Annotated in this window: 15 protein-coding genes; 6 read left to right on the top strand and 9 right to left on the bottom strand. The window is 64.2% G+C overall.

The genetic code is table 11. The features are described from left to right. Position 1 precedes the first annotated feature (1 nt). A complete protein-coding gene (locus BSG19_RS06020) occupies positions 2–475 on the top strand; it encodes a hypothetical protein (protein WP_092985940.1) in 474 nt (157 codons plus the stop codon). Continuing rightward, the gene (pheT, locus tag BSG19_RS06015) at positions 472–2,904 is read left to right on the top strand and encodes a phenylalanine--tRNA ligase subunit beta (RefSeq protein WP_092985938.1); all 2,433 of its coding nucleotides are present in this window, start codon (positions 472–474) and stop codon (positions 2,902–2,904) included. The genes BSG19_RS06020 and pheT overlap by 4 nt, the downstream gene beginning before the upstream one ends. Before the next feature lie 197 nt (positions 2,905–3,101). On the opposite strand, the gene BSG19_RS06005 is transcribed toward pheT, so the two are convergent. From BSG19_RS06005 to BSG19_RS05990, 4 genes are all read right to left on the bottom strand, one after another. Then, complete coding sequence (locus tag BSG19_RS06005; RefSeq protein WP_092985934.1) at positions 3,102–4,139, bottom strand: CobW family GTP-binding protein; 1,038 nt, start codon at positions 4,137–4,139, stop codon at positions 3,102–3,104. Then, positions 4,136–4,432: a hypothetical protein gene (locus BSG19_RS06000; protein ID WP_092985932.1), complete on the bottom strand. Its 297-nt coding sequence runs from the start codon at positions 4,430–4,432 to the stop codon at positions 4,136–4,138. The genes BSG19_RS06005 and BSG19_RS06000 overlap by 4 nt, the downstream gene beginning before the upstream one ends. A gap of 1 nt (position 4,433) precedes the next feature. Next, the gene (locus tag BSG19_RS05995; RefSeq protein WP_092985930.1) at positions 4,434–5,333 is read right to left on the bottom strand and encodes a polysaccharide deacetylase family protein; all 900 of its coding nucleotides are present in this window, start codon (positions 5,331–5,333) and stop codon (positions 4,434–4,436) included. Between the two features lie 63 nt (positions 5,334–5,396). Further along, positions 5,397–6,347 (bottom strand): aldo/keto reductase, encoded by a 951-nt coding sequence (locus BSG19_RS05990; protein ID WP_092985928.1) that lies wholly within the window; start codon positions 6,345–6,347, stop codon positions 5,397–5,399. Between the two features lie 228 nt (positions 6,348–6,575). Between BSG19_RS05990 and BSG19_RS05985 the strand changes: the two genes are divergently transcribed. Next, positions 6,576–7,562, top strand: a complete 987-nt coding sequence (locus BSG19_RS05985; RefSeq protein ID WP_092985926.1) for a Gfo/Idh/MocA family protein — start codon at positions 6,576–6,578, stop codon at positions 7,560–7,562. A 213-nt stretch (positions 7,563–7,775) separates the two neighbouring features. On the opposite strand, the gene BSG19_RS05980 is transcribed toward BSG19_RS05985, so the two are convergent. Continuing rightward, positions 7,776–8,039, bottom strand: coding sequence for a spike base protein, RCAP_Rcc01079 family (locus tag BSG19_RS05980; protein ID WP_092985924.1), 264 nt, complete (start codon positions 8,037–8,039; stop codon positions 7,776–7,778). Positions 8,040–8,183: 144 nt separating this feature from the next. On the opposite strand from BSG19_RS05980, the gene xseA reads away from it, so the two are divergent. The 3 genes from xseA to BSG19_RS05965 all read left to right on the top strand — a co-directional run bounded on the left by xseA (position 8,184) and on the right by BSG19_RS05965 (position 11,123). After that, on the top strand, positions 8,184–9,752 hold the full coding sequence (gene xseA / locus BSG19_RS05975) for an exodeoxyribonuclease VII large subunit (RefSeq protein ID WP_092987224.1): 1,569 nt from the start codon (positions 8,184–8,186) through the stop codon (positions 9,750–9,752). A 107-nt stretch (positions 9,753–9,859) separates the two neighbouring features. After that, positions 9,860–10,210 (top strand): MarR family transcriptional regulator, encoded by a 351-nt coding sequence (locus BSG19_RS05970; protein ID WP_092985922.1) that lies wholly within the window; start codon positions 9,860–9,862, stop codon positions 10,208–10,210. 46 nt (positions 10,211–10,256) lie between these two features. Continuing rightward, on the top strand, positions 10,257–11,123 hold the full coding sequence (locus BSG19_RS05965; protein WP_092985920.1) for a C40 family peptidase: 867 nt from the start codon (positions 10,257–10,259) through the stop codon (positions 11,121–11,123). Between the two features lie 253 nt (positions 11,124–11,376). Here BSG19_RS05965 and BSG19_RS05960 read toward each other — a convergent pair whose 3' ends face one another. Genes BSG19_RS05960 through BSG19_RS05945 form a run of 4 tightly spaced genes read right to left on the bottom strand, consistent with a single transcriptional unit; the run spans position 11,377 to position 14,794 of the window. Next, complete coding sequence (locus BSG19_RS05960) at positions 11,377–12,339, bottom strand: 2-hydroxyacid dehydrogenase (protein WP_092985918.1); 963 nt, start codon at positions 12,337–12,339, stop codon at positions 11,377–11,379. A 33-nt stretch (positions 12,340–12,372) separates the two neighbouring features. Then, entirely contained in the window at positions 12,373–14,001 is a 1,629-nt protein-coding gene (locus tag BSG19_RS05955) for an ABC transporter ATP-binding protein (RefSeq protein WP_092985916.1), read from the bottom strand. Beyond that, positions 13,998–14,495: a type II toxin-antitoxin system VapC family toxin gene (locus tag BSG19_RS05950; RefSeq protein WP_092985914.1), complete on the bottom strand. Its 498-nt coding sequence runs from the start codon at positions 14,493–14,495 to the stop codon at positions 13,998–14,000. Before BSG19_RS05950 ends, BSG19_RS05955 begins: the two co-directional genes overlap by 4 nt. After that, positions 14,492–14,794 (bottom strand): hypothetical protein, encoded by a 303-nt coding sequence (locus tag BSG19_RS05945; protein WP_092985912.1) that lies wholly within the window; start codon positions 14,792–14,794, stop codon positions 14,492–14,494. Before BSG19_RS05945 ends, BSG19_RS05950 begins: the two co-directional genes overlap by 4 nt. Between the last annotated feature and the right edge of the window lie 5 nt (positions 14,795–14,799).

Here is a 14,799-nt window from a genome sequence, read left to right as displayed (position 1 = left end):
CATGGCATCACGCGAGATGGTGAATGCCATGCTGGCTGCCGCGTGGTCATTGCTCGATTCTAGCCCAAAAAGCGCAGCGTTCCGACGCCGCGCCGTAAGCACGGCCTATTATGCCGTGTTCCACAAGATGGCAAAACTCTGCGCCGAGTCGCTGCTTCCCGATGCGTCGCGCAAAGATCTCTCCTATCAGCGCGTCTACAGAGCGCTTGATCACGGACCGTTGACGAACGCGCTGGCGCAATCACCCTTGAAAGACCATGCGGTCATGAAAACGCTCGGCCCTTTGATCCTCCGCCTTAAGGAGGAGCGGCACCGGGCAGATTATTCGTCTCCGGACAAAGCACTTTTTCCCCTCGATGAAGCCGAGGCACTCCTTAACGATGCGGAAATCGTGATTCATCTGCTCGACCAGTTACAACCTTCAGACCGTCAGCTTCTGGCAACGTGTCTGCTTTTCAAAGAACGAAAATCATGAAATTCACACTCTCCTGGCTCAAGGACCACCTTGATACCGATGCCTCGCTCGACGAGATCTGCACGCGCCTGACAGCCATCGGGCTTGAGGTCGAGGATGTCGATGACAAGGCGGCGTTCAGACCCTTCGTCATCGCCCGGGTCCTGTCGGCCGAAAAGCATCCGCAGGCCGACAAGCTAAAGGTGTTGATGGTCGATATCGGCACGGAAAAGCCCGTGCAGGTCGTCTGCGGCGCGCCGAATGCGCGCGAGGGGCTGATCGGGGCTTTTGCGGCGCCGGGCGCCTATGTGCCGGGGATCGACGTGACGCTCGCCGTCGGCAACATTCGCGGTGTGGAAAGCCGGGGCATGATGTGCTCGGAGCGCGAGTTGCAGATGTCCGACAGCCATGACGGCATCATCGATCTGCCGGCGGATGCCCCGGTGGGCACGAGCTTTGCCGCCTATGCCGGGCTCGACGATCCGATCATCGAGATCAACCTGACCCCGAACCGGCCGGATTGCACCAGCATTCACGGCATCGCCCGCGATCTCGCAGCGTCGGGCCTCGGCACGCTGAAGACGCGGCAGGCGCCGGCGTTCCCGATCGATGGCGAAACGCCGGTCAAGGTCCGCCTCGACCTCGGCGAGGACGAACATCTCTGCCCCGGCTTCTCGCTGAGGCTCGTGCGCGGTGTGAAGAACGGGCCGAGCCCGGCCTGGATGCAGAAGCGGCTGCTCGCCATCGGCCTGCGCCCCATCAATGCGCTGGTCGATATCACAAACTACATGACCTTCGACATGGGCCGGCCGATGCACGTCTTCGATGCCGCCAAGGTGAAGGGCGATCTCACCGTGCGTCGCGCGGTGGAAGGCGAAACCATTCTCGCGCTCGACCAGCGGACCTATACGCTGACGCCGAACACGGTCGTCATTGCCGACGAGAACGGTCTGGAGTCGATCGGCGGCGTGATGGGGGGCGAGCATTCCGGCTGTGACGAAAACACGACCAACGTGCTGATCGAGTCGGCCCTCTGGGACCCGATGAACATTGCCCGCACCGGCCGCAGCCTCGGGATCATCACGGATGCGCGCTACCGTTTCGAGCGCGGCGTCGATCCGGCCTATATGGTGCCGGGTCTGGACCGCACGACGGAACTGGTGCTGGAACTGTGTGGCGGCACGCCGGCCAAGGCCAATATCGTCGAGGGGCCGAAAACAGCGCCTAAAGCCATCGATTTTCCGGTGTCCGAAGTCAAGCGCCTCACGGGGCTGGATGTCGGCACGGAGGAGAGCGTCGCCATCCTGCGCGGCCTCGGCTTCACCGTCGAGAACGGCGCGGAAGACGGACGGTTCACCGTGACGGTTCCCTCCTGGCGTCCCGATGTGGATGGCAAGGCGGATCTGGTCGAGGAGGTCATGCGCATCCATGGCGTCGATCATATCAAGCCGGTCCCGCTCGAACGTGACGTGTCGGTCAATACGCGTATTCTCACCACGCTGCAGATCCGCACGCGGCTGGCAAAGCGGGCGCTCGCCGCACGCGGCATGCTGGAAGCCGTCACGTGGTCCTTCATTCCGAAGGCACAGGCGACCCTCTTTGGCGGCGGCGCTCCGGCGCTTGCCCTCTCCAACCCGATTGCGGCGGATATGTCGGACATGCGGCCCTCGCTGCTTCCCGGCCTGCTGACGGCCGCGCAGCGCAATGCCGACAAGGGCTATGGCGACGTCGCGATCTTCGAGGTGTCCGGCACCTATGAAAACGACCGGCCCGAGGGGCAGCGTCGCGTGGCCGGCGGGATCCGGCGCGGCACGGCGAGCCTTGCCGGTGCGGGTCGTGCCTGGTCGAATGCTGCCCGCGGCGGCGGCAAGCCGGTGGATGTCTACGACGCCAAGGCCGATGCGCTCGCGGTGCTGGAGGCCTGCGGCGTGCCCATGGCCAATGTGCAGATCGAGGCGGGCGCGCCGGGCTGGTTCCACCCGGGCCGCTCCGGCACCATCAAATATGGCCCGAAGATCACGCTCGGTTTCTTCGGCGAGTTCCACCCGAAGACGCTGGAGGCGCTGGATGTCTCCGGCGCGCTTGCGGGCTTCGAGGTGTTCGTGGACGCCCTGCCCGAGCCGAAGAAGAAGGCGACCCGCACCAAGCCCGCGCTCGAGCTTTCGCCGTTCCAGGCCGTGAAGCGCGACTTCGCTTTCGTGGTGGATCGGACGGTCGAAGCAGCCGCCATCGTGAAGGCAGCGTCGGGTGCCGACCGCAAGCTGATTGCCGGCGTCACCGTCTTCGACGTCTTCGAAGGCGCGTCTCTCGGCGAAGAGAAGAAATCGGTTGCGGTCGAGGTCGTCATCCAGCCGGCAGACCGGACGCTGACCGACGAGGACTTCGATGCCCTCACCGCCAGGATCCTCGCCAATGTCACGAAGACCACCGGCGGCGTTCTGCGCGGATAAGCACGGTGCCACAGCGCTGGCGCCAACTCCCGCCGTCATGCTCGGCCTTGTGCCGGGCATCTGCTACCTTGTCCGCGATCTGAAGGATCATGTTCCTTGAGACGTTCGCCCTCTCCTTCGTCATGCTCGGGACAAGCCCGAGCATGACGAAGGAGAGGGCGAACGATGACCTTGCCATCCATCAACCGAAAGCCGAACTACAAGCTCGTCGTGATCCCGACATGCGCTTCGGCCCGCATGCCCATGAATGCGCTAAAGGAACGCTGGAGATCGCCAAGATCGCCGTCGGTGATGACGACAAGCAGGCTCGCTCTTTCGCAGGGCCAGTCGCCCAGGTGAAAGGGCGGATGAATGAGATGCTGGACGCCGTGCACCACGACGGGGGACGCCGCACCCTCCACATCGAGGATGCCCTTCAGCCGCAGAATGCGCGTGCCATGCCGGTGCACCAGCAGTGACAGCCAGAGCGAGAAGCGGGCCCAGGCGATGGGGCGATCCATCGTCAGCGACACAGCACGGATCTCGCCGTGCCGGTTGCGGTCCGGGCTCGTGTGCCGGTGGTCGCCATGCCGTGCGGAGGTTACCCATCGCCGCGCCTCCGCAGGTCGGGAGCCAAGATCGTGAATATCCTGCGTCAGCAGTCGGGCAGCCGCGCCGCTTTCGTCACCTGAGGTGACAATGGCAGCGGGGTTGATCGCCTCCACGGCCGCGCGCAGCGCCGCGCAGGCATCAGCCGTCGCAAGATCGGTCTTCGTGAGAACGATGCGGTCGGCCAGCGCCACCTGACGGGCGGCCTCCTCGAAGGTCTGGAGATTGTGCAGGCCGTTCGGCACGTCGAGGACCGTGACGACATTGCCGATGGCGAAATGATATTTGAGCATGATATCGGCGGCGAGCGTCGCGATGATCGGCGCGGGATCGGCAAGCCCCGTCGTTTCGATGACCAGCCGCCGGAAGGGCGGGATGTCGCCGCGCGCACGGCGCTCGAACAGCGAAAGCACGGCGTCCTTCAGATCGCCACGAACCGTGCAGCAGACGCAGCCGCTCTTCAGCAGCACGATATCGCCATCGACCTTTTCCACCAGAAGATGGTCGAGGCCTATATCGCCGAACTCGTTGATGATGACGGCGGTGTCGCCGAGGTCCGGCCCTGATAGCAGCCGGTTGAGCAGCGTCGTCTTGCCGGCACCCAGAAAACCGGTCAGCACATTGGCGGTGATCAGGTCGCGCGTCATTGCGCGTCCTCCAGCCGCGCCATCAAGACAGGGTCAAGCGGATCGACGTGGCCGCCGAGACTGTCTGCCGCCGGCCACAGGGCGCCGAGGTGATCGACCACGACGCTCTTGCCCGTCGGCCCCCGCAGCACGAAACGGTCGGCCCAGACCGACAGCTTCAGGCCACGGGCGCTCAGCACCCAGTTGGCGGCAGCCGCCTGCCGCATGCGCTCGGCAGCGGGCATAACGAGCGCCACGTCGCCGCCCTGGCTCCAGTGGTCGGCATTCGCGAAGGCACCGCAGAGGCCGCACATGTCAGGGCTGCGGCCGCTCCGTTCCGGAACGTGGGAAGCGCGTGGCGAAATCCTGCGCGATCTCCTCCATCGTCACGAACCTCACGCCGTCATAGCCTTTCAGCGTCTCGAACAGGCGCTCGTGCATTTTCAGCACATGCGGCCGGCCCGAGACGTCGGGGTGGATGGTGATCGGGAAGACGGCGTAGTCGTAGTTCTCGTAGACCCATTCGAACTGGTCGAGCCATTGCTGTTCCAGATCGCGCGGGCTGACGAAGCCGTGGCTGTTGGGCGCTGCCTTGATGAACATCATCGGCGGGAGATCGTCGAGATTCCACGAAGCCGGGATCTCGATCAGGTCCGTCTCCGGCCCCGCCACATAGGGCTTCATCCAGGTGGAGGGGTGCTGCGAATAGTCGATCTTCGTCCATTCGTCGCCCACGGTGACGTAATAGGGGAAGTGATCGTTGTGCATCAGGGAGTGGTCGTAGAGAATGCCTTTCTCCTTCAGGAGAGCGTTGGTCTTGGAACCGAACTCCCACCACGGCGCGACATAGCCGCGCGGCGGCTTGCCGGAGAGCTGCGTGATCAGATCGACGCATTTGTCGAAGATTGCCTCTTCCTGCTCCGGCGTCATGGCGATCGGGTTTTCATGGCTGTAGCCATGCATGCCGATCTCGTGACCCGCATCGGCCACCGCCTTCATCTCGTCCCAGAAGGTCTCGATGGAATGGCCGGGAATGAACCAGGTGGTCTTGATGCCCCATTTCTCGAACATCTTCAGAAGACGGACGCTCCCCACCTTGCCCGCAAAGACGCCACGCGAGATGTCGCAGGGGCTGTCCTCGCCGCCATAGGACCCGAGCCAGCCAGCCACCGCATCCACATCGATACCGTAGGAAACGAAGATCTCTTTCGCCATTGCGTTTTCCTCATCCGAAGCGCGCCGAAAGCATCAGCTTAGACAGGCATGCCCGCACGTCAACTATTCGCTCGCTTCGTTGAGCCGCTGGCAATCCTCCTCGGAGAGATCGATATCGGCAGATCGCGTCAGGCTCTGCAGCTGTTCGAGGCTCGTGGCGCTCGCAATCGGCGCCGTCACCCCGCGGCGTGCCATGATCCAGGCCAGCGCGATTTCCGCCGGCGTCGCCTGCTTCTCCGCCGCGATCTCGTCCAGCGCGCCGAGAATGCGCATGCCGCGGCCATCGAGATACTTTTCGACACCCTTGCCGCGCGCCTTGCCTTCGAGGTCCTTGTGCGAGCGGTACTTGCCCGAGAGGAAGCCGGAGGCGAGGCTGAAATAGGTGATGACGCCGATCTCCTCCGCGATGCAGAGATTGCGGAGCGCACCGTCGAAGCTCGAGCGGTCGTAGAGATTGTATTCCGGCTGAAGCACGTCGTAGCGCGGCAGGTTGTTTTGCGTGGCGACGTCGAGCGACTGGCGCAGCTGGGCCGCATCGAGGTTGGATGCACCGATGGCGCGGATCTTGCCCTGTTTCACGAGCGCGTCGTATGCGCCCAGCGTTTCCTCGTAAGGCGTCTCGGCATCCGGCCAGTGCGAGAGATAGAGATCGATGTGATCGGTGTTCAGGCGCAGCAGCGAGTCGTCCACGGCTTTGCGGATCCACGTCTCCGAAAGGCCCTTGCGCGCCTCTCCCATGTCGGAACCGACCTTGGTGATGATGACGATTTCGTCGCGCGGGCGCTTCGTCTGGCGCAGCCATTTGCCGATGATCGTCTCGGACTCGCCGCCCTGATTGCCTGGCACCCAAGCGGAATAGACGTCTGCCGTGTCGATGGCGGTGAAGCCTGCATCGAAGAAGGCATCGAGCAGTCGGAAGGACGTCGTCTCGTCCGCCGTCCAGCCGAAGACATTGCCTCCGAACACCAGCGGCGCGATGGCCAGACCTGTGCGGCCAAGCTGTCTCTTTTCCATGAAAACTCTCCGGTTTGCTCTCGGATCACGAGGGTTCGGGCCGCAGCCCTGACCCTCGACATAGGGACACTGACCGCCGCCTGACAGGTGGACGGCGGCAAAAGGTACGGCGGACCATCCAAAAGCGAAACCAAAAACATGGGGAAGCCCGACGATGCGGACGTGGCGAGACAGACAGTGCCCGCCTCTCATGACATAGTCCCGCGCAAAATCAGGGAGAAGCATGTCATGTTGAGGTTCGGAATTCTGTCGACCGCCAAGATCGGTCGCGACGCGGTTGTCCCCGCCATTCAGGACGCAGAAAACTGCGTCGTCACCGCCATTGCCAGCCGCGACGGCGCCCGCGCCCGCGCCATGGCCGACCGGTTTTCCGTGCCGCACGCCTTTGCGAGCTACGAGGATATGCTCGCTTCCGACGTGATCGATGCGGTCTATATTCCCCTGCCCACCGCCCAGCATGTGGAGTGGTCGATCCGGGCTGCCGAAGCCGGCAAGCATGTGCTTTGCGAAAAGCCGATCGCCCTGAAAGCGCAGGAGATCGACCGGCTGATCGAGGCGCGCGACCGCACCGGTGTGCTGATCTCGGAAGCCTATATGATCACCTACAGCCCCGTCTGGCACAAGGTGCGGGCTTTGCTGTCCGAGGGCGCTATCGGCCGTCTCCGGCATGTGCAGGGCGCATTTACCTATTTCAATCGCGACCCGGCCAACATGCGCAATATTCCCGCGCTCGGCGGCGGCGGTCTTCCCGACATCGGCGTCTACCCGACCATGGCCACCCGTTTCTCGACCGGCATCGAGCCGCAGCGGGTGCAGGCGACGACGGAGCGCGATCTGACCTTCGGCACCGATATCTATTCGAGCGTCCGGGCCGACTTCGGCACATTCGAGTTGTCCTTCTACATCTCTACCCAGCTTGCGGCACGCCAGGCCATGGTGTTCCACGGTGACGAGGGCGTGATTGAAGTGACCTCGCCCTTCAATGCCGAGCGCTACGGCCGCCAGGAAGTGGCTCTGACCAACCAGAACCACAGCCAGTCGCAGCTCTTCCGCTTTCAGGATACGCGCCAGTACAAGCTTCAGGCCGAAGCATTTTCGCGCGCGGCCACCGGCGGCGAGGATGCCGTGGTGACGCTCGAAAACTCGCGCGCCAACCAGGCCTTCATCGACGCGATTTACCGCGCCAGCGAGAAGGACGGCTGGGAAGCCGTCTGACCGTGAACCGTCATCCTCGGCCTTGTGCCGAGGATCTGCGGCCGTCAAGGAAATCACTGCGTGCAGATGCTCGGGACAAGCCCGAGCATGACGGAAGACAGCGTTGTGCCCTTCGTCATCAAGCCGTCACTGCCGGAACCCGTCTGAGTCCCGGAGCAATTCCAGCCGAAGCGGGATTGCTTCGGCGCCGGACAGTGCGGCAAAACAAAAGCCTCATACGAGCCCGACGAGACCGGATGCCGTCGTGCCGGTGGCAAGGATGCGGTCGGCGCGCAAGGGCAGCAGCGTGCCCTGCGGCACGCCTGCCATCGTGACAAAGGCGCCCGACTGCATGCGAAGCGCGATCGCGCCGCCCGCACCGACATAGATCGCCCGTGTGGTCTCCGGCAGGTCGTCTCCGTCTGCAGGCGTGATGGCGAAGGCATGCGTGGCCGGGCTTGAGAGTGAGCCTGCCGTGTGAGCGAAGCGGTCGGTCATGATTCTGTCGTCCTTTTCTGGGTTTGTGCTGGTCGTCCTCGAACAGGATGACCTGGAACGAGAAGACGGGGAAAAACGAAGACGACATTGCCGACTGGAACACCGCATCTGGTCATCCATGGCAGCGCGCGTCAGAATGGCGGCATGAGCTTTTCCTTCGATGCCGATTCGCCGTCAAACCTGTGGGAATATTCCGTTTCCGAGCTGTCCGGCTCGATCAAGCGGACCATGGAGCAGGCCTTCGATCAGGTGCGCGTGCGCGGCGAAATCTGCGGCTATCGCGGTCCGCATTCCTCGGGCCATGCCTATTTCGGGCTGAAGGACGAACGCGCCCGCATCGACGCCGTCGTCTGGAAGGGCACGATGGGCAAGCTGCGCTTCAGGCCCGAAGAGGGCATGGAGGTGATCGCGGTCGGCAAGATCACCACCTTCCCCGGCTCGTCCAAATACCAGATCATGATCGAGACGCTGGAGCCGGCGGGTGCCGGCGCCCTGATGGCGCTTCTGGAGGAGCGCCGGCGCAAGCTCGCCGCCGAAGGGCTGTTCGAGGAGAGCCGCAAGCAGCTCCTGCCGTTCATGCCGCGCGTCATCGGCGTGGTGACCTCGCCGACCGGCGCCGTCATCCGCGATATCCTCCACCGCATCGCCGATCGTTTTCCCGTGCATGTCGTCGTCTGGCCGGTCAAGGTTCAGGGCGAAGGTTCGGGCGACGAGGTGGCGGCCGCCATTCGCGGCTTCAATGCGCTGGAGCCGGGCGGACCGATTGCCCGGCCGGATGTGCTGATCGTCGCGCGCGGCGGCGGCAGCCTCGAAGACCTCTGGGGCTTCAACGACGAGGCCGTGGTGCGCGCTGCCGCCGCCTCCGATATCCCGCTGATCTCGGCTGTCGGACACGAAACGGACTGGACGCTGATCGACCACGCGGCCGACCGGCGCGCGCCCACACCGACGGGTGCCGCGGAAATGGCGGTGCCGGTGCGGGCCGATCTCGAAGCCACGCTGTCTGCGCTGAGTGCCCGCCTGCGCGGCGCGGCGGGGCGGCATATGGACAATCGCCGGCAGTCGCTGCGGGCACTCGCGCGCGCGCTGCCCTCGCTCGATCAGGTGCTCGCTCTGCCGCGCCGCCGCTTCGACGAGGCGGCCTCCGGGCTCGTTCGCGGGCTCGTCAGCAACACGGCCGACAAGCGGCGCAGCTTCGAGCGCGTCGGCGCGCATCTGCGCCCGGATGTCCTCACCGCCCGGATCAACGACCGGCGCCAGCGGCTTCTCGAGCGCATGGTGCGGGCGGAACGCAATGTCGAGCGGCTGATCGCGCGCGCCGGTACCCGCGTGACCTCGGCGGATGCGGCACTGCGCGGCCTGCCGGTGCGGCTGCTCTCGCAGATCCATCGCTCCGCCGACCGGCTGACCGGCCTGTCGAGCCGCGCGGACGCCGCCGTTATCGCCGACCTGCGCCGCGCCCGCAGCGCCGTTACGGCGCAGGATCGGGTGCTGCAATCGCTCTCCTACCAGAACGTGCTCGCCCGCGGTTACGCGATCGTGCGGGATGCGGACGGCGCGCCGGTCAAGGCCGCAGCCGCCCTTTCCGCCGGCCAGAGCGTATCCCTGCAATTTGCCGATGCCTCGGTCGGCGCCATCACCACCGAGGGGACGACGCCGAAGGCGCGCAAGCGCGGCGGCACGGAGACGACACAGCAGGGCAGTCTTTTCTAAAGTGCGCGTCGTGGACGTTCGGATTCGCTCCTTGCCGCCGGTGAAAACGCTTCCGTAACGATTTTCCGGGACAACTTGGATCCTGTTATCCGAGACCCGGAGGGATCATGCCGGTCGAACTGTCCGCAACGCAGGCGCTGACGCTCTGGCACACGGTCTCGCTCGATCAGGTGCGCATCGAGACCGGCGACCTGACGCTGCGCCAGATGGCCATTCTGCTGCACATCTACCTCGTGCCGCCGCCGCATACCGTGCGCGGCCTTGCCGCGACGCTGGGCGTGACCAAGCCTGTCATCACGCGGGCGCTGGACACGATGGGCGAGCGGGGGCTGGTGGAGCGGGTGCGCGACGAACGCGACCGGCGCAACGTCGTCATCAAACGCACCGTCACCGGCGCGCTCTATCTTGAAAAGCTTGGCGATCTGATCATTGATCGCGGACGTAGACTGTCGCTCTGATCATTTTTCCTGACCCTCCTTCCCGAACTCCTTATATGTGAGCGTGATGACCCATTCCTTCGACCGCAGGCTTCATGCCTTTCGCCCGGATCTCGCGGAAGAGAGCCTGCGCGGCCATGTGGACGCTCTTTCCTATACCGCAGGCTCTTCCGCCGTCTGCTGCGTGCCGGTGATGCCGCTTCGGGCAGAACCGGACCTCGGCTGCGGCACGGATACCGAGCTGCTGATCGGCGAGACCGTGCGCGTGCTTGACACCTCGCACGGCTGGGCCTGGGTCAAGGCGGATGCGGACAGCTATGTCGGCTATGTCCCGGATTTCGCCGTCGTCAGTATCCAGAAGAGCCTCACGCACATCATCACCACGCCACGCACCTTCGTCTATTCCGGGCCGGACCTTCGCTTTCCGACGGTACAGGCGCTCTCGATGGGCAGCCGCATCACCGCCATCGACGAGCGCAGCACGCGGGGCACGCGCTATTTCCTGCTGGAAAACGGACAGGCCGTCGTCGCCGGTCATTGCGCGCCGGTCGGCGAGGCGTTGCAGGGCGACTATGTGTCCATCGCGGCGCGCTTCATCGAGACGCCGTATCTCTGGGGCGGCCGCTCCGGCTTCGGCATCGATTGCTCGGGCCTCGTGCAACTCTCGCTGATGATGACCGGCGTCGCCGCACCCCGCGACACCGACATGCAGGCCGCATCCCTCGGCTCCGAAATCACCCGCGAGGAACTGCGTCGTGGCGACCTCGTCTTCTGGAAAGGGCATGTCGCCATCATGGAAGATAGCGACACTCTCATCCACGCCAATGGGAACACGATGACGGTGGCGCGCGAAGGGCTAAACGAGGCCATCGAGCGGATCGGCTGGCTCTATGAGCAGCCCACCGCCTTCCGTCGTCCCGTGGAAAGCCGGTAATACGGTCGCCGGTTGGTCGATGCGGTTTTTGTAAAGCAACCGTTCGCTCTCTCCTCCGTCATCCTCGGCCTTGTGCCGAGGATCTACTGTCGTCTCCGCAAATACGATGGTTCGCCAGATCGCGGGCAGGCCAGCAGATGCTCGGCACAAGGCCGAGCATGACGACAGGGGGTAGTGTCGCTCAATACAAGGACAACGCCACAAGCAGGCCATCAGCCGGAAGCCGGATGATGCAAAGCATCATAGCCCGAGATCAATAGCCGGCTGTGCGATCGACCGGATGCTCGAAGGGCAGACCGTCTTCATGCCGTCTGATCTGCGTTTCCACATGGCGGAAGAGCGCGCGGACATCCGACGCCGCTGCCGCATGCGGCGTCACGATGACGTTCGGCAGCGTCCATAGCGGGCTATCGGCCTCCAGCGGCTCGGTGGAAAAGACATCGAGCGAGGCGCCATGCAGCACGCCGGAGCGGACAGCCGCGACGATATCGGCCTCCACCTGGCTGCCCCCGCGCCCGGCATTGATGAGAACGGGCGCACCGAACGGGCCCCTGCGGCTCAGCTTCGCAAAAAGCGCCGTGCTGAAAAGCCCGCGCGTCTCGGCTGTCAGCGGCAGCAGGCCGACCAGGAAGTCGGTGCGTTCGAGAAAGGCGTCGAGGCCGCTCTCGTCATAGGTGTCGATCCCCTCGATCGTCTTGCGCCGGCGCGACCAGCCGATGACGGTGAAGCCCATCATCTTGAGTTTGCGCGCCGCATCCTGTCCGAGAATGCCAAGGCCCATGACGCCGACGGTCAGTTCCCGTGCCTCCGGCTGGGAAAGCTCCGCCCAGACGCCCTGTCGGGCCTGGGCTTCGTAGGCGATATGCTGGCGCAGATGCAGCAGGCATTGCAGCACCACCCACTCGCTCATGCGCGTGGTCAGCGTCGGATCGACGAAGCGTATCAGCGGCACATCCGGCAGTCCCGGCAGCGTCAGCACGTGATCGACGCCGGCACCGCCTGAAAACACGGCCTCAAGGTTCGGCGCGCGCTCGAAAAGGTCGGGCTGCGACTTCCAGACGACGGCGTAGCGGGCCTGCGACAGATCGCGCCCGGCATGGACGGGATCGGCACGGTTGATGACCTCGCGGCCCGGAAAGGCATCGCCAAGGGCTGCCTGCACCTCCCCGGCGTTGAACTTCAGGTCGATGACGATGGGCGCTTTAACAGGGGGCATGCTGATTCTCGGACTATGTCTTGGCGGTTGCGGCTACTGGCGCACGGCCGGAACGGGCACGGCTTGCAGATCGAAGGCCGCGGCCATCAGGGCCTTGGTGTAGTCTTCGCGCGGCGCCGTGAAGATGGCCTCGGCCGGCCCCTTCTCCACGACCTTGCCGAGCCGCATGACGATCATGTCGTTGGCCAGCGCCCGCACGACCTTCAGATCATGGCTGATGAAGAGATAGGCGAGGCCATGGCGGGCCTGCAGATCACGCAGCAGATCGACCACCTGCGCCTGTACGCTCATGTCGAGCGCCGAGGTCGGCTCGTCCAGCATGACGAATTGGGGTTTGAGCACCATGGCGCGGGCGATGGCGATGCGCTGGCGCTGGCCACCCGAGAACTCGTGCGGGTAGCGCCAGCGCGTGGCGGCGTCCAGACCCACCTCTTCCAGCGCCGCCGCCACGCGCTGATCGCGCTCTCGTGCCGACAGGGACGGTTCGTGCACCTGCAGCCCTTCCCCGATGATGTCGGAGACGGCCATGCGCGGGCTGAGCGAGCCGAAGGGGTCCTGAAAGACGATCTGCATGCGCCGGCGCAGCGGCCGCATCTGGCTGAAGGCGTAGCTCTCGATATTGCGTCCCTCGAAGGCGATGCGCCCCTGCGAGCCGATGAGCCGGGTGAGGGCGAGGCCGAGCGTGGTCTTGCCGGAGCCGGACTCGCCGACGACGCCCAGCGTCTGCCCGGCGCGCAGCGTGAGATCGATGCCGTCGACAGCCTTTACGTGATCGACCGTCTTGCGCAGGAAACCGGCCTTGATCGGAAACCAGACCTTCATGTCCTTGGCTTCGATGACGATGGGCTTGGTCTCGTCGGATGCCGGCGGCTCGCCGCGCGGCTCGGAGGCGAGCAGATGGCGGGTATATTCGTGCTGCGGATTGTCGAAGATCTCGGCCGTCGGGCCCGTTTCCACGATCTTCCCCTTCGTCATGACGCAGACGCGGTCGGCGATCTTGCGGACGATGCCGAGGTCATGGGTGATGAACAGCATGGACATGCCATGCTCGTCCTTCAGCTGCTTCAGAAGCTCGAGGATCTGTGCCTGCACGGTCACGTCGAGCGCCGTGGTCGGCTCGTCGGCGATCAGCAGTTCCGGCCTGTTGGCGAGCGCCATGGCGATCATCACGCGCTGGCGCTGCCCGCCGGAGAGTTCGTGCGGATAGGCTTTCAGGCGTTTCTCCGGCTCGCGGATGCCGACCTGCCGCAGAAGTTCCAGCACGCGCGGTCGCGCCTGCGCCGGCTTGATACCCTGGTGCAGATCGAGGATTTCGGCGATCTGCCGCTCGATCGAATGGAGCGGATTGAGCGACGTCATCGGCTCCTGAAAGATCATCGTGATGTCATTGCCGCGCACATCTCTAAGCTCGGCATCGCCGATCTTCAGCAGGTCGCGACCGTTGAAGAGAATTTCCCCGCTCGGGTGGCTCGCGGCGGGATAAGGCAAGAGCTTCAGGATCGAATTCGCCGAAACCGACTTGCCCGAACCGGACTCGCCCACAAGCGCCACGACCTCACCTTTGGCGATATCGAACGACACCCGATCGACCGCCAGAGACGTCTTGCCACCCTGATGGAAGGCCACGGAGAGATCGCGCACGGAAAGGAGCGGTTCGGTCATGAGGCTAGGGATTCCAGAAGGGTGGTGAGTGTGGGGATGTCGCGGGCGGCCATCGTCATTGGAGCCAGTCCAACCATACCCAGGCCGGCATGATCGGCTGTACGACATTTCCGCAGGCCATCGTCCGCAGTGAGGAAGTGGGTGCAACGCGATCCGACGGCCGTCGATAGATGAACGGCATCCGGCAGCTTCATGCGGTTGCGTGTGCGTAAATAGGCGGCATATTTCAACGTTCGCCGTGCGACCGGCTGCAAGACGAGCGTCCGACTGGAGCGGACAAGATCCTCGTAACGGCGAATGAGAACATCGTCGGCATCCCGGTAGGGCTTGACGAGCACCTCGGCAAGGGTCAGTTCGCTTGTCACCAGCATAGGCATAGCGAGTTTAGCGGACGCGGAGAACATCGCATTGATGAGATCCGAGCGAACGGATGTCTCTTCGACGGCAAAGATGAAGGCGCTGGTATCCAGATAGACGCGTGACGCAATCGTCATTCGTCATCCCACTCGTCGCGGAGTTCCCGAATGCGACGCACGACCTCTTCTTCCGTCTCGGTAGAGGGGTGGCTTGCCTTGTAGAGACGGATCCCCTCAAGCACTTCGGTGATAGACGCCACCGGGCGCGATGCCTCTTCGTCATCGGGATAGCCAGCCCACATCGTTTCAGGCGATCCAGACCTGTCCTCCGGCGTTTCCTCGATAACGATACGGACAAGCGCATCTTCGTCCAGCCCGGCTTTGAGATCGTCTGGAAGGCTCGACACGGGATAAAATTCGCGAACGATCTTGTTCATGTCCG

It is taken from the genome of Rhizobium sp. NFR03 (genome assembly GCF_900111275.1).
Lineage (GTDB): Bacteria > Pseudomonadota > Alphaproteobacteria > Rhizobiales > Rhizobiaceae > Ferranicluibacter.
The sequence above is the reverse complement of the archived record's forward strand: the minus strand, read 5'-3'. Positions and strand labels throughout refer to the sequence as shown.